This is a genomic window from Pseudomonas sp. 5C2 (assembly GCF_034314155.1).
Taxonomy (GTDB): Bacteria; Pseudomonadota; Gammaproteobacteria; order Pseudomonadales; family Pseudomonadaceae; genus Aquipseudomonas.
This window is the reverse complement of sequence record NZ_JAVIWH010000002.1, coordinates 2,909,879-2,927,461: the sequence shown is the minus strand read 5'-3', so window position 1 is coordinate 2,927,461 and position 17,583 is coordinate 2,909,879. Positions and strand designations below refer to the sequence as shown.

Sequence of the window (17,583 nt, the reverse complement as noted above, 5' to 3'; positions counted from 1 at the left end):
GTCGTTCACTTGAGCGCGCGTTTGCGTGCCCAAGTGAAGATTAACCAGTGCTTAGATGGCTTTGTCGGGAGCCGGCTTATCGGTAGGGTTGGCGATCAGGTTTTTCAGCTCGTCGCTCATCGGGAAGTTCAGGTTCAGACCCTTCGGCGGGATCGGCTGCATGAACCACTTGTCGTAGATCGTGTTGATCTCGCCCGAGGTGAAGGTTGCCTTGATCGCGTCATCGACAGCTTTCTTGAACGGGGCGTCGTCTTTACGAACCATGCAGCCGTAGATTTCATAGGACTGCGCGGTGCCGGTCACTGCCCAGTCAACAGGCTTCTTGGCTTTGGCCATTTCGCCTGCGAGCAGTGCATCATCCATCATGAACGCGACCGCACGGCCGGACTCGAGCATGTTGAAGGATTCGCCATGGTCCTTGGCAGAGATGACGTTCATGCCCATCTGCTTGTCGGCGTTCATCGATTTGATGATGCGCTCGGACGTGGTGCCCGCAGTGGTCACGACGTTCTTGCCTTTCAGATCGGCGAAGTCTTTGTACGGAGAGTCTTTTTTGGCCAGCAGGCGCGTCCCGATTTCGAAGATGCCTACCGAGAAGTCAACTTGTTGACCGCGTTCGGCGTTGTTGGTGGTGGAACCGCACTCAAGGTCTACAGTGCCGTTTTGCACCAGCGGGATACGGGTTTGCGACGTGACCAGGTTGTATTTGACCTTCAGGTCAGGCATGGCCAGGTCTTTCTTGATGGCTTCGACGACTTTTAGCTGGATATCGTGGGAGTAGCCGACCGGAATCCCGGAAGCGTCAGCGATATAGGAGAACGGGATGGAGGCGTCGCGGTGTCCGAGGGTGATGGTGCCAGACTCTTTGATTTTCTTCAGTGTGCCGGTGAGTTCGGCAGCGAAAACTGGAGTGCTAATCAGAGCGGCAGCGATTGCTGCGCCCAAAATATGGGGAACGATGCGCATCAGTTGATCCTCGGCTTTGTTTTTTTTATGGGGACCTGTGTGGAGGTCCTCTGAATAAACGAGTGTGTTCAACGGCGGCCCAATCAGGCGCACGCTACAGTCGGCACATTCGATATTGAGTGTAGAGCATGACTCATGCCAAAGCGGAGATAAGGATTAAACTATTGATTTGTATCGTTTTTATTTGATGCTATGACGCAGGAGAATCTGGCCGCGTCCGGCAGTCCGAACTAATCGGGGCAGCGCGTTCGGAAAACCGAATGACTTGAGGCTGCTGCACAACAACCTCCCCTTTGCGAGGAGGCTGTTGGCGGGGAGGGTCAGGCGGCTTCGATGCTGCTTTTATTGCGCGTGACCGTGTTGAGGTAGTCCTGCACGCGCACCTGCTCGCTCGGTGTGGTGAATAGACCCAACTTGCTGCGACGCCAAAGAATGTCTTCGGCATCCAGAGCCCATTCCTCGCTGCACAGATAATCGACTTCGCGGGTGTAGAGGCCGCCCCCGAGGTGCTCGCCCATATCGGCGAGGCTCTGCACACCTTCGAGCAGGCGCCAGCTGCGGCTGCCGTAGGTGCGGGCCCAGCGCTGGGCAACGTCGCTTGGCAGCCAGTCGAAGCGTTTCGTCAATTCATCACTCAGGGCCTGTGGCGTGCTCATGTCTTCGCCCCCGGGCAGGCTGGCAGTGGCGGTCCAGCTTGGTTTCATGTGCGGGAAGAAGGGCGCAAGGTGGGTCATCGCCGATTCAGCCAGCTTGCGATAAGTCGTCAACTTGCCGCCGAACACCGATAGGATCGGTGCTTCTTCAGCGCTGCCCGAGAGTGACAGCGTGTAATCGCGGGTCACCGCCGAAGGGTTGTCCGATTCGTCATTGCACAGCGGACGAACGCCCGAGTAGGTTCGCACGATGTCGCTGCGGCTCAGTTGTTTCTTGAAGTGCTCATTGACCACTTTGAGCAGGTAGTCGATTTCGTCTTCGGTAATCGTCACCTTGCTCGGATCGCCCTGATATTCACGGTCCGTGGTGCCAATGATGGTGAAGCGTTCCAGGTAAGGAATCGTGAAGACGATGCGCTGATCTTCGTTTTGCAGAATGAACGCGTTTTCGCCCTCGTACAGTTTGGGCACGATCAGGTGGCTGCCCTGAATCAGGCGGATCCCGTAAGGGGAGTCGAGTTTAAGGTCATCACGAATGAATTTGGCAACCCAAGGCCCGGCGGCGTTGACCAGCGCTTTGGCGCGAATGGAAAACAGGCTGCCGTCGGAACGTTCCATGTTCATGTGCCACAGGCCCTTACTGCGACGGGCGTTGATGCAGCGCGTTTGGGTATGAACGTGCGCGCCGTTTTCACGCGCGGCCATGGCGTTGAGTACCACCAGGCGGGCGTCGTCGACCCAGCAATCGGAGTATTCGAAACCACGGGTTATCGTCGCGTTTAGCGGGCTGTCGCTGCCAAAGCGCAGGCTGCGCGAGGCGGGCAGTTTTTCCCGCTTGCCCAGATGATCATACAAGAACAGGCCGGCACGGATCATCCACGCAGGGCGCAGATGCGGACGATGAGGGAGCACGAAGCGCATCGGCTTGACGATATGCGGCGCTTTGGCCAGCAGCACTTCACGTTCGGCGAGCGCTTCTCGTACCAGGCGAAACTCATAATGTTCGAGATAGCGCAGTCCACCATGGATCAGCTTGCTGCTGGCTGATGATGTATGGCTGGCCAAGTCATCCTTTTCGCAAAGGAACACCGATAAACCGCGACCGGCAGCGTCCGCGGCTATCCCTACGCCATTGATACCACCGCCAATGACGGCGATGTCGTAGATTTCGGAAAGCGGTGGCACGGGCAAGGTGGTGTGGGGCATTTGATGGCCTCCTGTCTGGATCTTCAAAACATAGCTTCGAACGGCGAATCCGAACATTTATGTTCAATTTCGAAAATCATAGCGCAATAAAGAGCGCGCATCCAGTCTGCATTCATTGAAAATACTGATGGGAGGGGAGGTAAGTGAATAAATTCGAACATTTTAATTCAGTGTGCCAGGCACGCGCGCGTCGCGTCCCTGGCGAATGAACTCGCTCCCATAGAGCGTTTGTGGTCTCTGGGGGGACGAATTTATTCGCGATGAAAGCTGAATGTCAGACGATAGATAGATGTCGGGAGGTCAGACCACTTCCAGACGAATCTTGTACTGGGTCAATAACTGCATCAGCGCAGGGACGGGGGCCTCGTCGGTGACCAGGCAGTCGATCAGGCTGATCGGTCCCAGGCGGACCATGGCGTTGCGTCCGAACTTGCTGGAGTCGGCGGCCAACAGTACTTTTCGGGCGTTGGCGATGATCGCCTGGGACACCCGTACTTCCTGATAATCAAAGTCCAGCAAACTGCCGTCTTCATCAATGCCGCTAATACCGACCAAGGCGAAGTCGACTTTGAACTGATTGATGAAGTCGACACAGGCTTGACCCACCACGCCGCCATCGCGGCGAACAGTGCCGCCAGCCAGCAGGACTTCAAAGTCATCCTTGGCGCTGAGGATCGAGGCCACATGCAGGTTGTTGGTGATGATTTTCAGGTTGTTGTGATTCAGCAGCGCGCGGGCAATGGATTCGGTGGTGGTGCCGATATTGATGAACAGCGAGGCGTGGTCCGGGATCTGCGCGGCAATGGCCTCGGCGATCCGTTGTTTCTCGTCGCGCATCTGGTCTGCACGCATGGCGTAGGCTGTGTTCTCGATGCTCGAGTCATAGGCTGCGCCGCCATGGTAGCGGCGCAACAGGCTCATTTCCGCCAATTGATTGATATCACGGCGGATGGTTTGCGGGGTCACGACAAACAGCTGAGCCATTTCTTCAATGCTGACATAGCCGCGTTCGCGTACCAGCTCGAGGATCTGCTGCTGGCGGGGAGGCAGGTTCATTGTTTTGATTTTCCTATCGGGCTGCCAAACGAATGGCGACCATCATGCCGCAGCCTAATAGCGCTGTCAGCCGGAAACTCATACCGCTCCCCGCCCTTGCGGGCAGTCGTCGATCAGTTGCTTTCTTCGTGCGGTTCCCAATCGCGGGTGCGGCTCACGGCTTTTTTCCAGCCGGCATAGAGTTTTTCTCTTTCCTCTTCGGCAAGTTGCGGTTCGAATTCGCGCTCGATCACCGCTTTGCTGCGCAACTCGTCCAGGCTGCCCCAGAAACCGATGGCCAGGCCGGCGAGATAAGCAGCGCCCAGTGCGGTGGTTTCACGCATTTGCGGACGTTCGACCATCGTCCCGAGAATGTCGGCCTGGAACTGCATTAAAAAGTTGTTGGCCACAGCGCCGCCGTCCACACGCAAGGCTTTGAGGCGCTCGCCGGAATCCTGCTGCATGGCGTCCAGCACGTCACGCGTCTGGTAGGCGATCGATTCAAGCGCGGCACGAATGATGTGGTCGACCTTGACCCCGCGCGTCAGGCCGAACAATGCACCACGGGCATACGGGTCCCAGTACGGCGCGCCCAGTCCGGTAAAGGCGGGGACGAGGTAGACGCCATTGCTGTCCTTGACCTTGCCGGCGAAGTACTCGGTGTCCAGCGCGTCATTGATGAGTTTCAGTTCGTCTCGCAGCCACTGGATGGTGGAGCCACCGTTGAACACAGCGCCTTCAAGGGCATAAGCGACTTCGCCGCGCGGTCCGCAGGCGATGGTGGTCAGCATGCCGTGTTGCGACTTCACGGCTTTCTTTCCGGTATTCATCAACAGGAAGCAGCCGGTGCCGTAGGTGTTCTTGGCCTGACCGGGTTCAACGCACATCTGGCCGAACAAGGCCGCTTGCTGGTCTCCCGCAATACCGGCGATAGGGATGCCGCTTTTGCTGTGGCCGTAAACCTCAGAGGAGGACCGTACCTCAGGCAGCATCTCGCGTGGAATATCCAGCACCTTCAGCATTTTTTCATCCCATTCCAGGGTATGAATATTGAAGAGCAGGGTGCGCGAGGCGTTGGTGTAGTCGGTGACGTGAACCTTGCCGCCGGTGAATTTCCAGATCAGCCAGCTATCAATGGTGCCGAACAGCAGCTCGCCTTTGCGTGCGCGCTCTCGGCTGCCTTCGACGTGATCGAGAATCCACTTGAGCTTGGTGCCGGAGAAGTAGGGGTCGGTGACCAGCCCTGTCGTTTCCTTGATGTAGTCTTCCAGTCCGTCACGCTTGAGTTGCTGACAGATTTCGGTGCTGCGGCGGCATTGCCAGACAATCGCGTTGTAGATAGGGCGGCCGGTTTCTTTTTCCCATACGACGGTGGTTTCCCGCTGATTGGTGATGCCGATGGCCGCAATCTGATCATGATGCAGATCAGCTTGGGCGAGTGCCTTGGTCATGCACGCGGTCTGGGTGGCGAAGATTTCCATGGGGTCATGTTCGACCCATCCCGCTTGCGGGTAATGCTGGACGAACTCGCTTTGCGCGGAACTGACCACGTTGGCATCGCGGTCGAAAATAATGGCGCGTGAACTGGTCGTACCCTGGTCAAGGGCAATGATGTAGTTCTTATTCTGTGTGTCAGTCATGTCGATTGCCTTGCACTGGATGGGTGAGGTTCAAGATGAAGCCTGAGCTTTGCTGCGAACGACGTTAGCGTCCTTATTCTCTACAACAAGGGCGCTGGGCAGGTGGCGAGCGATCAGCCCGCGATAGCTTGCAGCGCCCAGACAGGCACCAAGGATTGGCGCGAAAATCGGGATCAGAAAGTAGGGGATTTCACGGCCGCCAGTAAACGCCATCGGACCCCAGCCTGCGAAGAATGTCATGAGCTTGGGACCGAAATCCCGCGCCGGGTTCATCGCAAACCCGGTCAGTGGTCCCATGGCGCTGCCAATCACGGCGATCAACAAGCCAATCAGTAGCGGCGCCATCGGGCCTCGAGGCAAGCCGTTGTTGTCGTCGGTCAGGGACATGATCACGCACATGAGAATGGCGGTGATCACCACTTCAACCAAAAAGGCTTGTCCGGTGGATATCGCCGGATTGGGGTACGTGGAAAAGATTGAAGCCAGCTCAAGACTGGCTTGAGTCCCGCGAATCATGTGGTGTACGTGTTCGAATTCGAAGAACAGGCTGATGTAGAGCAGGTACACCAACGCGGCCGCGCAAAAGGCGCCGGTCACTTGGGCGAGAATGTAAAGTGGCAGCTTTCTCTTTTCAAAGTCACCGAAAATACATAACGCAATGCTTACTGCAGGATTGAGATGCGCGCCGGATACGCCGGCGGTCAGGTAAATCGCCATGCTGACGCCAATGCCCCAGATGATACTGATTTCCCACAATCCAAAGCTGGCGCCAGCGACCTTGAGCGCTGCAACACAACCGGTACCAAAAAAAATCAACAACGCGGTGCCCAGAAATTCAGCCAGGCATTGACCCGTCAGCGTGGGTTGTTGCAGGGGTTGCGGTATAGCCGTTGTCATGGAAACCTCTTTTTTTGTTGTTCTAAAACGCTGAAGGAAAGTCATCAGCGCTTATTTTTTTCCACATCAGAGAAGTCCTCGTCTCCGAGCAGCCAACGATCCTTAGTCACCACCAAATCGAAAATATTCGTTATCGAAAAAATATAGACAAGAAAGAATGCTGTCAAAGGTCGAAAGTGAACCATAGGCCATAATCTGACCGCCAGTCTTTAGTTCGTTGCCCATTTCTATGTAGGAAACATCTTATTGCTGACCTGAAATTTTTTTTGGTACCGTCCATGACGGCGACATAGCTTGAATATCGCTGCCGATAAGGTGTTTTGGCTGGAGATGTCCTAAAGTAGGCGTCTTGATCTCAACGTCCCGCGACATCCCGGAGAGCTGCATGACCCCCGCATTGGATTTGTTGAAAAAAGTTCGCGCAGATCACCGTGTGCACAGTTATGAACACGACCCGAAGGCGGCCTCTTATGGTCTGGAGGCGGCTGAGAAGCTTGGTCTGGAGCCTGCGCAGGTGTTCAAAACCCTGTTGGCGGTGACTGAAAAAGGCGAATTGCTGGTGGCGGTGGTCCCGGTCGTCGGAAGTCTTGATCTCAAAGCGCTGGCGCATGCAGCGGGGGCAAAAAAAGTCGAAATGGCTGATCCCGCAGCTGCTCAGCGCGCCACAGGCTATTTATTGGGCGGCATTAGCCCGTTAGGGCAGAAGAAGAGATTGCGTACTTTCATCGATCAATCGGCACAGTCCTTCGCCACTCTCTTCGTCAGCGCCGGGCGTCGAGGCCTGGAGGTGGAGCTTTCGGCTGCCGTACTGGCCGGGCTCACCCAGGCAACATTTTCCGGGATTGGTCGCGCCTAGCGCTCTGTATTGTCGATAACGACACGTTCTGTGACTGGCGGTGCATCCGGCGGACGCGCATGCTGGGGCAACTAATGTCAGGGATGGGCCCACTCATGCAGCTTGAATTTCACCAGGTTGACGCTTTCAGTAACCGCCCGTTCAGTGGCAACCCGGCGATGGTTTATCGACTGGATGCCTGGCTGGCGGATGAGTTGATGCAGCAGATTGCTGCCGAGCACAACCTGGCGGAAACCGCGTTTCTGGTCCGTGAAGCTCAGGGCTGGCACATCCGCTGGTTCACTCCAGCCACCGAAGTCCCATTGTGTGGTCACGCCACCCTGGCCAGCGCTTACGTGTTGTTCGAGGTCTACAAAGAGCCGGTCGAGCGGATAGATTTTATTGGCAAGTCCGGCGCCATGAGCGTCACCCGCGAAAACGATCGGTTGTTGCTGGACTTTCCGGCCCTGATGCCCCACGAAGTGGGGGTAACTGTCGAGCTTCAGCGCGCGCTGGGCGTCGATATCGTCGATGTGTTGGGCTCGACCGAGTTGCTGGTGGTCCTGGAGTCCGAACAGGCGGTGCGCGACTGCACGCCCGATATGGCCGCGCTGGCGTGTTTACCGTGGCCAGGCGTTATCGTCACGGCCATGGGCACCCAGCATGATTTTGTCTCCCGCTACTTCGCACCGGCCATCGGTATCCCCGAAGACCCGGTGACCGGCTCGACCCACTGCAGCTTGATCCCCTATTGGTCGAAGCGTCTTGGCACGCAGGGGTTGACCGCCTACCAATGCTCGGCCCGTGGCGGCGAACTGTTCTGTCGACTGGAGGGAGGGCGGGTCAAAATCGGTGGGCATGCAACCTTGGTGGCGAGCGGGAAGTTATTGCTCGGTTGATGCCCCGATAGAGGCGTTAGATATACCTGAGACTGCCGGCGGCCTGGAACAGCACCAGATGATCAGCCGCCACACGAATCCCGACCTCGTCACCTGCGCGATAGTCGACGTGGCTGGGGAAGATCGCTTCCAGTTGGCTGCCTGTTGGCATTTGCAGTCGATACAGTGTCGAGGCGCCTTGAAAGGTCTTGCTCACAACGTGCGTCTTGAGTGTGCTGTCTGGCGCGTAGACGATGTCATCTGGTCTTAGCAGCACATCCACGGCGCTACCGATCGCCCACATGTAGGCGCGATTGCCACGCAACAGGCCCAGCTCGGTCTGCACTGCTTCCGGGCTGACGAGTTGCCCACGAATGAAATAGCCCTTACCGATAAAGCTGGCAACGAAGGGGGTCAGCGGTTCGTGATAGAGGTTGTAGGGCGTATCCCACTGCTCAAGGCGTCCCTCTTTGAAGACTCCGACGTGATCGCTGACAGCAAAGGCTTCCTCCTGATCGTGAGTCACCAGAATTGCGCTGGTGCCACGTGCCTTGAGGATCTCGCGGACTTCATGACTGAGGCGCCGCCGCAGCTCACCGTCAAGGTTGGAAAACGGCTCATCCAGTAACAGCAGCTGAGGCTCCGGTGCCAAGGCTCGAGCCAGTGCGACACGCTGTTGTTGGCCGCCTGACAACTCATGCGGGTAACGTTTGCCCAGCGTGCCGAGGTTGACCAGTTCGAGCAGTTCGTCGGTGACCTGCTTGAGGCGGGGGTGTTTGCGAATGCCGAAGCCGATGTTTTCCGCGACACTCAAGTGCGGGAACAGCGCGTAGTCCTGAAAGACCATGCCGATCCGGCGCTTCTCGGGCGCCAGGGTGAAGCCTGGGCGCGAGATCACTTCGCCAGCCAGCGTGATTTCACCTTCATACACCGGCTCAAAACCGGCGATGGCTCGCAGTGTGGTGGTCTTGCCGCACCCTGAGGAGCCCAACAAACAGCCGATATCGCCGGTATTGAGGTGCAGGTTAAGGTCCTGCACCACCCGTTGATCCTGATAGCCACACGCCAGATTGCGCAGATTCAGCAGTAAAGGCTGGCTCATGCGTGGTGGTAGGCCGGCTCGACCAGAAATTCAAGCAGTGCTTTTTGCGCGTGCAGGCGATTTTCGGCTTGATCCCAGGCCACAGCCCGAGGGTCGTCGAGCAGATCGAGGCTGATTTCTTCGCCACGGTGAGCGGGCAGACAATGCATGAACAGGACGTCTTCGGCGGCCAGATCAAGCAACTCGCGCGTCACTTGGAAGGGGGCGAACAAGGCCAGTCGCTTGGCGGTTTCCTCTTCCTGACCCATAGAGGTCCAGACATCGGTGCTGACCAGGTGTGCTCCCGCCACGGCTAGCCGAGGATCTCGAACGACGCTGACCCTGTCACCGGCCAGTGCGAGGAATTCGGCGTTGGGCTCATAACCTTCGGGGCAGGCGACACGTAGCTGAAAATCGAACTGGATCGCGGCTTCTATATAGCTGTTACACATGTTGTTGCCATCGCCGATCCATGCCACGGTTTTGCCCTGAATCGAACCGCGATGTTCGAGAAAGGTTTGCATGTCTGCCAGCAGCTGGCAGGGGTGCAGGTCATCGGAAAGGCCGTTGATCACGGGCACGCGGGAGTTGGCGGCAAACTCCGTCAGGTTGCTATGGGCGAACGTCCGGATCATCACCGCATCGACCATGCGCGACATGACTTTAGCGCAGTCGCTGATCGGTTCGCCTCGACCCAGCTGGGTGTCGCGAGGCGACAAAAAGATCGCCTGACCGCCCAGCTGGATCATCCCTGCTTCGAACGAAATACGCGTCCGCGTCGAGGATTTCTCGAAAATCATGCCGAGAACCCGGTTTTTCAGTGGCTCGAAGAGTACGCCGCGGTTACGCAGGTCCTTCAGCTCTATGCCGCGACGAATCACGCTGACTAGCTCTTCTGGCGTGTAATCCATCATCGAGAGAAAGTGCCTTGCGCTCATCATTAACTACCTTTTTGCAACAGACCGCAGATACTCAAAGCCGGGTTTTATCAGGAAAACGGGCGAGACCTGCGGCGAAAGCCGCACGGGGCGACGAATAGGGAAAGGCGCGATGTTATAAGCAAATGTCGCGTATTGCCAATAGCGCGCTGACTTCTGGAAAGACTGAAGCATTTGTACACTGGGGTCCAAGACCTTGGCAATTAATGTCGATCACGTAACAGTTCCATAACATTACTGTCTGCCCCGGCCTTGAGCAGGCTGGCTGACCATTTCATAAATGTCGAGGCTGAGGTATAAATGGCAATTGCTCATCACAGGAGCTATGAGGAATGGATTCTAAAGAACAGCAGCTTACGGAATTACTCGGACTGACGGCACGTACTTTGACGCACCTCACCGCGTCGATAACGTCCATGTCATTCGAGTTGCTGCGCAGCAATGATGAGATTACCCGGTCGGCGGGGCGGCGCATGATTGATCGCATGGCGACCATCAGCGTCGGCCTTGATGATCATTGGCGCCTGATCGGCGAACTGACCGGCGTTCACGTCGCTCAGGAGCAGATCGAAACCGTCGATGAGTTGCAAATGCAGCACAAGTCAGTCACTCCGATAGCCTGATGCTGCTGATCAACTGACGCGCATCGGCACACCTGCACGGGCCGTATCGGCCCGCTTGATGCCCCCCGATTCACAAGACGAACCCCTCTGGCGTACTCGCCCCTCAACCGCCATAGTTTTGTTTCCGCTGCCGTAAGGTGGCCCAAAACAAAATGAGGCTGGCAATGACCAAGACCCTCCACCACCGTGCCTGCCACCTGTGTGAAGCCATTTGCGGGCTGACCATCGAGACCACGACCCAAGAGGGTGCCGGGGTGCGGATTACGTCGATCAAGGGCGATGCTCTGGACAGCTTCAGTCGGGGGCACATCTGCCCCAAGGCGGTGGCGCTGCAAGATATCCAGAACGATCCTGACCGTCTGCGCCAGCCGATGCTCCGAGTGGGCAGCGAGTGGCAGCCCATCGAATGGCAAGCGGCGTTTGACCTGGTCGCAGACCGTCTGTTCGCCCTGCAACAGCGTCATGGGCAAAATGCGGTGGCGGTCTATCAAGGCAACCCTAGCGTGCACAACTACGGGCTGATGACCCACAGCAACTATTTCCTGGGGTTGCTGAAAACCCGCAATCGATTTTCTGCGACGTCCGTAGATCAGCTGCCTCATCATTTGAGCAGCCATTTGATGTATGGACACGGTTTGTTGCTGCCCATACCCGACATTGATCACACCGACTTCATGCTGATTCTTGGCGGCAACCCGCTGGCGTCGAATGGCAGCATCATGACCGTCCCCGACGTTGAAAAGCGCCTTAAGGCGATTCAGGCACGAGGCGGCAAGGTGGTGGTGGTTGATCCTCGTCGCAGCGAAACGGCAGCGATTGCTGATCAACATATATTCGTGCAGCCCGGTGGGGATGCCGCGCTGTTGTTTGGCATGCTCAACACCCTGTTCGACGAGTGCCTGACGCGCGACAGTCATCTGCCGGTAGATGGGCTGGATGAGGTGCGGCAGGCCATCGACCACCTGAGCGCTGAAGCCATGAGCCCGCGTTGTGGAATACCTGCTGAACAGATTCGCCAGCTGGCGCGTGACTTTTCCCGTGCCGACAAAGCGGTGTGCTATGGGCGGATGGGGATTTCCACGCAGTCCTTCGGCACGCTTTGCCATTGGCTGGTGCAACTGATCAATCTGGTCACCGGCAACCTGGACCGTGTCGGTGGGGCGCTGTGTACGGAGCCCGCAGTGGATCTGGTCAGCTCGACCTCGGGCGGGCATTTCAATCGCTGGCAGAGCCGGGTTTCGGGTCTGCCGGAATACGCGGGCGAGCTACCGGTTTCTGCCTTGGCTGAAGAAATATTGAGCGAAGGGGAAGGGCAGGTCCGTGCGCTGATCACGGTTGCGGGCAATCCGGTGCTCTCGACCCCTAACGGGCGCAAGCTGGAGCAGGCGCTGGATGGTCTGGAGTTCATGCTCAGCATTGACCTGTACATCAACGAAACCACGCGCTATGCCGACCTGATTCTGCCGTCGACTTCTGCGCTGGAAAACGATCATTACGACACCACGTTCAATATGTTTGCGGTGCGCAATGTCACACGATTCAATCGTGCGATTCTCGAAAAGCCGCAAGGCGCGTTGCACGATTGGGAGATTTTCGTCGGCCTGGCCCAGGCATTTTCCGCAAAGGCCGGGCGCGAGCTGAAACCGACAATACCGCCAGCACGCATGATTGACCTGGGTTTGCGCGCCGGCTTGTACGGCGATGCGACTGAACACAAACTCTCGTTGGAGACGTTGCGCGATCATCCGCATGGACTGGATCTGGGGGCACTCAAACCCAACCTTCAGCCGCGTCTGAAAACGGCCAATCAGCGGATTCAGGCGGCACCTGCCGTGATCCTTGCCGATCTGGCGCGGTTCTCTGCAATGCAGGCGCCTCAACAAGCAGGAGCGCTGCTGCTGATTGGCCGTCGTCATGTGCGCAGTAATAACTCATGGATGCATAATTATCACCGGTTGGTGAAAGGCAAGCCGCGTCATCAGTTACTGATGCACCCGGATGATCTGTCCAGCCGCGGGCTGACTGACGGGCAATGGGTTCGGGTCAGTTCGCGGGTCGGGGTGGTCGAGGTGCAAGTCCTGGGCAGCGTCGAGATGATGCCGGGGGTGGTGAGCCTGCCTCATGGGTGGGGCCATGCGCGCCCTGGGGTGCACATGAGCATCGCCAGCAAGCAGCCGGGCGTCAGCGCCAACGACCTGACTGATGAGCACCAACTGGACGCATTGTCAGGTAACGCCGTACTGAACGGGGTGCCGGTGCACGTGGCGGCGGCGTAAGTAACCCGTCGGCGGTTGAGTAGAGCCCGAGCGTAGTGCTCGGGATTCCGTTACAATGCGCCACCGTGCCGACATCTGAGTCGGAAAGTTCAGCCGAGGTGCTCCATGGATATCATCGAAACTATTAAAGAGCAGATTGCCAGCAACACCATTCTGCTTTACATGAAAGGCTCTCCGAATGCTCCGCAGTGCGGTTTTTCGGCGAAAGCTTCCCAGGCATTGATGGCGTGTGGCGAGAAGTTCGCTTACGTCGATATCCTGCAGAACCCGGAAATTCGCGCCAACCTGCCTAAATATGCCAATTGGCCGACGTTCCCACAGCTGTGGGTCGGTGGTGAACTGGTTGGCGGCAGCGATATCATCACCGAGCTGTTTGCCAGTGGTGAGCTGCAAACGCAGGTCAAAGAAGCGACCGCCAAAGCCGCAGCGGATAAAGCCGACGCTTGATGGATGCTGATGTGAGTCTGCCCAGAAGCTATGGGAGCAGGCTTGCCTGCGAATGATTTGACGCGGTGTGCCTGACTCACCGCGTTCAAATACCAGGCATTAAAAAGCCCCGCCCTCGTGATTGAGGTGCGGGGCTTTTTCGTCAGTGAGCGATCAGTCGCCCATCTGCGACTGCAAGTAGTTTTCGATCCCGACTTTATCGATCAAGCCTAACTGGGTTTCAAGCCAGTCGATATGCTCTTCTTCGGATTCGAGAATGTCCTCGAGCAGCTCACGGCTACCGAAGTCGCCAACAACTTCAAAGTGCGCGATGGCCGCTTTGAGGTCAGTCAGCGCTATTTTTTCGATTTTGAGGTCGCACTCAAGCATTTCCTTGGTGTGCTCTCCGATCAGGATCTTGCCCAGATCTTGTACGTTAGGCAGGCCTTCCAGGAACAGAATGCGCTTGATCAGCTTGTCAGCGTGTTTCATCTCGTCGATGGATTCGTGGTACTCGTGCGCGCCGAGTTTTTTCAGGCCCCAATCTTCATACATGCGGGCATGCAGAAAGTATTGATTGATTGCGACCAGCTCGTTTCCGAGGATCTTGTTGAGATGCTGGATGACGGTGATGTCGCCTTTCATGTCGAGGTCCTGTTCTATGGCTTATGTAGATAGGCTCGGAGTCTGAGCCGCACTAATAGGGGCTGTCAAACCTAAGGTATTGAATAATAAGTCGAATTAAATACTAATAAGAGTGTTTGAGTTCCGTATTTATCGGCTAAGCGTTTGAATTAAAGACATAAAAAAACCGGACACAAGGTCCGGTTCTTTGAAAAGGCGCCATTCAGGCAACTGAAAACTCTGCGGGGTAGGCCAGCATTACCTGGCTGCTTTGCAGCTCCGTCAGGGTTTCACGCACCACGGCTTTGGCAACGGTCGCGCATTTGCCACATTGGCTGGCGACGCCTAACGTTTGGCGGACATCACGGTAACTGCAGCAACCCTCAAGGATCGCGTCCCGGATTTGCCCATCAGTAACACCTTGGCAGAGGCAGACATACATAAGTGAGAACCGTCGCTGGTTGATGACTCAGTGCTGGGGATACTAATCGTAATGAGAATGCTTGTCAAAGCCGAGTGTCTGAGCGCCGGAGTAGAGCTGTCGGCTCCTGGCAGGGAATGATGGGGGAGGGGGTAGATAAATCAATCCTGTCCCGGAAACGGGTTTAAGCGCGCTCCTTGCGTCCAGAACACTGCGCTGCATCTCCTATAAAACACGTGATGGCGCACATAAAAAACCGGCCACGTGGGCCGGTTTTTGTAGAGCAGGACAGGCTTCAGTCGTTGAAGTCTTCCCAGCCACCCATTTGTTTCCAGCGGTTGACGATGCCGCAGAACAGTTCTGCGGTTTTTTCGGTGTCGTAGCGGGCTGAGTGTGCTTCACGGCCATCAAAGTCGATGTCCGCGGTCTGACAGGCCTTGGCGAGCACGGTTTGACCGTAAGCCAGACCCGCTAGGGTCGCGGTGTCGAAACTGGAGAACGGGTGGAAAGGGTTGCGCTTCATGTCCAGGCGCGCGACTGCAGCATTTACGAAGCCGAGGTCGAAGCTGGCGTTATGCCCCACCAGAATCGCACGTTTGCAGCCATTGGCTTTCAAGGCTTTGCGAACACCACGGAAGATGTCGGTCAGCGCAGTTTCTTCGCTGACAGCCATGCGCAGCGGGTGATCGAGCTTGATCCCGGTGAACTCCAGCGCGGCAGCTTCGATATTGGCGCCTTCGAACGGTTCAACGCGGTAGAAGTAAGTGTGCTCAGGGAACACGAAGCCTTTTTCGTCCATGCCGATCGTGACTGCGGCGATTTCCAGCAGCGCATCGGTCGCCGAGTTGAATCCGCCGGTTTCTACGTCGATAACGACCGGCAGATAGCCGCGGAAACGGGCAGCCATCGGGTGCCGAGAGCCGCCTCCGCCTCCGCCTCCGCCGCCATGACCGTCCTGTTCGTCGTCGAAATGATCTTCGCTCACGCGTGTTCCTCTAGCAGGCGCCAGCGCAGTTTTTCACCGGCGCGCAGCGGAATTACGGACAGCGTGCCAAACGGCAGGCTGGTAGGTGCGGTCCATTCATCACGGACCAGCGTTATGGTGTCGCGGTTGGGTGCCAGGCCATAGAACGCCGGGCCGTGAACGCTGGCAAAACCTTCCAGTTTGTCCAGGGCGTTGCGTTGTTCGAACGCTTCGGCGTACAGCTCGATGGCAGCGTAAGCGGTGTAGCAACCGGCACAGCCGCACGCCGCTTCTTTGGCTTGCTGGGCGTGAGGCGCTGAATCGGTACCGAGGAAGAATTTCGCGCTGCCACTGGTGGCGGCATCGAGCAATGCTTCCTGGTGAGTGTTGCGTTTGAGAATCGGCAGGCAATAGAAGTGCGGGCGAATGCCGCCGACCAACATGTGGTTGCGGTTATAAAGCAGGTGATGGGCGGTGATCGTCGCCCCGACGTTCGCCGAAGCGTCGTTGACGAACTGCACGGCTTCGCGGGTGGTGATGTGTTCGAAAACCACCTTCAGCGTTGGGAAGCGTTCAACCACTCGACGTAAATGCTCATCGATGAAGATTTTTTCACGGTCGAAAACGTCGATTTCGCTACGGGTCACTTCCCCGTGGACCAGAAGCGGCAGGCCGACTTCAGCCATGGTTTCGAGCGCTGGGAAAATTTTGTCGATGCTGGTGACGCCGGAATCGGAGTTGGTGGTTGCCCCGGCCGGGTACAGCTTGGCGGCATGGACAAACCCGCTGGCCTTGGCCGCGCGTATATCCTGCGGCTGGGTCAGGTCGGTCAGGTACAGCACCATCAGCGGTTCGAAGTGGCTGCCTGCCGGGCGCGCAGCAAGAATGCGCTGGCGATAGGCGTCAGCTTCCTGTGCATTACGCACGGGAGGCACCAGGTTCGGCATGATGATTGCGCGTCCAAAAGTACGCGCTACGTCAGCGACGGTGTGAGGCAAAACAGCTCCATCACGGAGGTGAATGTGCCAGTCGTCGGGACGCAGAAGGGTCAGGCGGTCAGACATTGGGGATTCCAGGCGGGTCAAACTCGCTGGGAATGCTACCGGAAAAGACTCTTCCAGGCACTCGCTATCAAGTTTTCCGGGAAGTTACCGATAGCCAGACGTATGCAGTTTTCTAGTGGAGCCTCCCGTGCGCCAGCGTTATCTAGCCTTGCTCAGCGTGTTTGCCAGTCTGCCGGCAGTGGCTATCACCTTCCAGACGCGTCTGGAAAGTATCGAATGGAAAGTCGAAGGTGACAAATTCGAGTGTCGCCTGACCCAACCCATCACCGATTTCGGTGTGGGCGAATTCGTGCGCCGCGCGGGTGAGCAGGCCACGTTTCGTCTCAAGGCTACTGGCAGTATGCTCGGCTCGGGTTCTGCGACCCTGTTGGCGGCGGCAGCGCCCTGGCAGCCGGGGCGCGGTGATATCAATCTGGGCTCGGTCAAAGTAAGCAATGGCGGCATTCCATTCAATAGCTCCCAGGGCCAGGCCGGGCGCCTGATGGCAGGCTTGCTTGAAGGTCGCAGTCCGGTTATTCGTCATTACTCTCAAGAGGGTAATAGTGCTGTGGAAGTGCGGCTGTTACCGGTCAGGTTCAACAAGGCGTTCAGCGATTACCAAGCCTGTACCACCAAGTTGCTACCGATGAATTTCGAACAGGTCAAGCAGGCGCAGATAGGCTTCCCAGGCAACGGCGTCGATCTTGATGCGCCAGCGCGGGCAAAGCTGCAGGTCATCGCTGAGTTCCTAAAAGCCGATCCCACCGTTAACCACATTGAACTCGATGGCCATTCGGATAACAGCGGTAACCGCCTGACCAATCGTGATATGTCGCGGCGCAGGGCGTTGGCGGTGATGGACTTCTTCAAGACTCAAGGTGTGCAGGAAAAGCAGATAACCCTGCGCTTTCATGGCGAGCGGTATCCGCTGGTGCCCAACACCAATGCCGCCAACCGTGCACGCAACCGTCGGGTCAACATCCAGCTGGAACGTGTCGCGCCTGATGAGCCCACACCTGTTGCGGCTGCGAGCAATGCCGCTGCCACGTCCTGAGCGGCATGAATCGGTCGTACTCT

17 protein-coding genes are annotated in these 17,583 nt (G+C 57.1%); 6 read left to right on the top strand and 11 right to left on the bottom strand.

Annotated features, from left to right (window positions below; genetic code table 11):
- Positions 1-51: 51 nt before the first annotated feature.
- From RGU44_RS14255 to RGU44_RS14235, 5 genes are all read right to left on the bottom strand, one after another.
- Entirely contained in the window at positions 52-966 is a 915-nt protein-coding gene (locus RGU44_RS14255; RefSeq protein ID WP_322217609.1) for a glutamate/aspartate ABC transporter substrate-binding protein, read from the bottom strand.
- Between the two features lie 320 nt (positions 967-1,286).
- Positions 1,287-2,825 carry a glycerol-3-phosphate dehydrogenase gene (gene glpD, locus RGU44_RS14250; RefSeq protein WP_322181451.1) on the bottom strand — a complete coding sequence of 513 codons (1,539 nt, stop codon included), beginning with the start codon at positions 2,823-2,825 and terminating at the stop codon, positions 1,287-1,289.
- A gap of 300 nt (positions 2,826-3,125) precedes the next feature.
- Positions 3,126-3,881 (bottom strand): DeoR/GlpR family transcriptional regulator, encoded by a 756-nt coding sequence (locus RGU44_RS14245; protein ID WP_219062058.1) that lies wholly within the window; start codon positions 3,879-3,881, stop codon positions 3,126-3,128.
- Between the two features lie 113 nt (positions 3,882-3,994).
- The gene (gene glpK, locus RGU44_RS14240) at positions 3,995-5,500 is read right to left on the bottom strand and encodes a glycerol kinase GlpK (RefSeq protein WP_322181448.1); all 1,506 of its coding nucleotides are present in this window, start codon (positions 5,498-5,500) and stop codon (positions 3,995-3,997) included.
- A gap of 30 nt (positions 5,501-5,530) precedes the next feature.
- Positions 5,531-6,397 (bottom strand): MIP/aquaporin family protein, encoded by an 867-nt coding sequence (locus tag RGU44_RS14235; RefSeq protein WP_322217606.1) that lies wholly within the window; start codon positions 6,395-6,397, stop codon positions 5,531-5,533.
- Between the two features lie 385 nt (positions 6,398-6,782).
- On the opposite strand from RGU44_RS14235, the gene ybaK reads away from it, so the two are divergent.
- Together ybaK and RGU44_RS14225 are read left to right on the top strand one after the other, a co-directional pair.
- On the top strand, positions 6,783-7,253 hold the full coding sequence (gene ybaK / locus RGU44_RS14230) for a Cys-tRNA(Pro) deacylase (RefSeq protein WP_322181444.1): 471 nt from the start codon (positions 6,783-6,785) through the stop codon (positions 7,251-7,253).
- Between the two features lie 95 nt (positions 7,254-7,348).
- Positions 7,349-8,131 (top strand): PhzF family phenazine biosynthesis protein, encoded by a 783-nt coding sequence (locus RGU44_RS14225; RefSeq protein WP_322217604.1) that lies wholly within the window; start codon positions 7,349-7,351, stop codon positions 8,129-8,131.
- A 16-nt stretch (positions 8,132-8,147) separates the two neighbouring features.
- On the opposite strand, the gene RGU44_RS14220 is transcribed toward RGU44_RS14225, so the two are convergent.
- Positions 8,148-9,212: an ABC transporter ATP-binding protein gene (locus tag RGU44_RS14220; protein WP_322181440.1), complete on the bottom strand. Its 1,065-nt coding sequence runs from the start codon at positions 9,210-9,212 to the stop codon at positions 8,148-8,150.
- Positions 9,209-10,129 carry an ornithine carbamoyltransferase gene (gene argF / locus RGU44_RS14215; protein ID WP_322181438.1) on the bottom strand — a complete coding sequence of 307 codons (921 nt, stop codon included), beginning with the start codon at positions 10,127-10,129 and terminating at the stop codon, positions 9,209-9,211. The genes RGU44_RS14220 and argF overlap by 4 nt, the downstream gene beginning before the upstream one ends.
- 332 nt (positions 10,130-10,461) lie before the next feature.
- Here argF and RGU44_RS14210 point away from each other — a divergent pair, with 332 nt between their 5' ends.
- The 3 genes from RGU44_RS14210 to grxD all read left to right on the top strand — a co-directional run bounded on the left by RGU44_RS14210 (position 10,462) and on the right by grxD (position 13,475).
- Complete coding sequence (locus RGU44_RS14210; protein ID WP_322181436.1) at positions 10,462-10,752, top strand: hypothetical protein; 291 nt, start codon at positions 10,462-10,464, stop codon at positions 10,750-10,752.
- Positions 10,753-10,916: 164 nt separating this feature from the next.
- Positions 10,917-13,028, top strand: coding sequence for a molybdopterin oxidoreductase family protein (locus RGU44_RS14205; RefSeq protein WP_322181434.1), 2,112 nt, complete (start codon positions 10,917-10,919; stop codon positions 13,026-13,028).
- 105 nt (positions 13,029-13,133) lie between these two features.
- A complete protein-coding gene (gene grxD, locus RGU44_RS14200; protein WP_219064183.1) occupies positions 13,134-13,475 on the top strand; it encodes a Grx4 family monothiol glutaredoxin in 342 nt (113 codons plus the stop codon).
- Between the two features lie 153 nt (positions 13,476-13,628).
- On the opposite strand, the gene bfr is transcribed toward grxD, so the two are convergent.
- The 4 genes from bfr to pyrC form a co-directional block, all read right to left on the bottom strand.
- Positions 13,629-14,099 carry a bacterioferritin gene (bfr, locus tag RGU44_RS14195; RefSeq protein WP_322181431.1) on the bottom strand — a complete coding sequence of 157 codons (471 nt, stop codon included), beginning with the start codon at positions 14,097-14,099 and terminating at the stop codon, positions 13,629-13,631.
- A gap of 202 nt (positions 14,100-14,301) precedes the next feature.
- Positions 14,302-14,520: a bacterioferritin-associated ferredoxin gene (locus RGU44_RS14190; RefSeq protein ID WP_322181429.1), complete on the bottom strand. Its 219-nt coding sequence runs from the start codon at positions 14,518-14,520 to the stop codon at positions 14,302-14,304.
- Between the two features lie 274 nt (positions 14,521-14,794).
- Positions 14,795-15,484, bottom strand: a complete 690-nt coding sequence (rnt, locus tag RGU44_RS14185) for a ribonuclease T (RefSeq protein WP_322217601.1) — start codon at positions 15,482-15,484, stop codon at positions 14,795-14,797.
- Positions 15,481-16,527, bottom strand: a complete 1,047-nt coding sequence (gene pyrC / locus RGU44_RS14180) for a dihydroorotase (protein WP_322181425.1) — start codon at positions 16,525-16,527, stop codon at positions 15,481-15,483. The genes rnt and pyrC overlap by 4 nt, the downstream gene beginning before the upstream one ends.
- Before the next feature lie 127 nt (positions 16,528-16,654).
- Between pyrC and RGU44_RS14175 the strand changes: the two genes are divergently transcribed.
- The gene (locus RGU44_RS14175; RefSeq protein WP_322181423.1) at positions 16,655-17,560 is read left to right on the top strand and encodes a flagellar protein MotY; all 906 of its coding nucleotides are present in this window, start codon (positions 16,655-16,657) and stop codon (positions 17,558-17,560) included.
- Positions 17,561-17,583 lie beyond the last annotated feature (23 nt).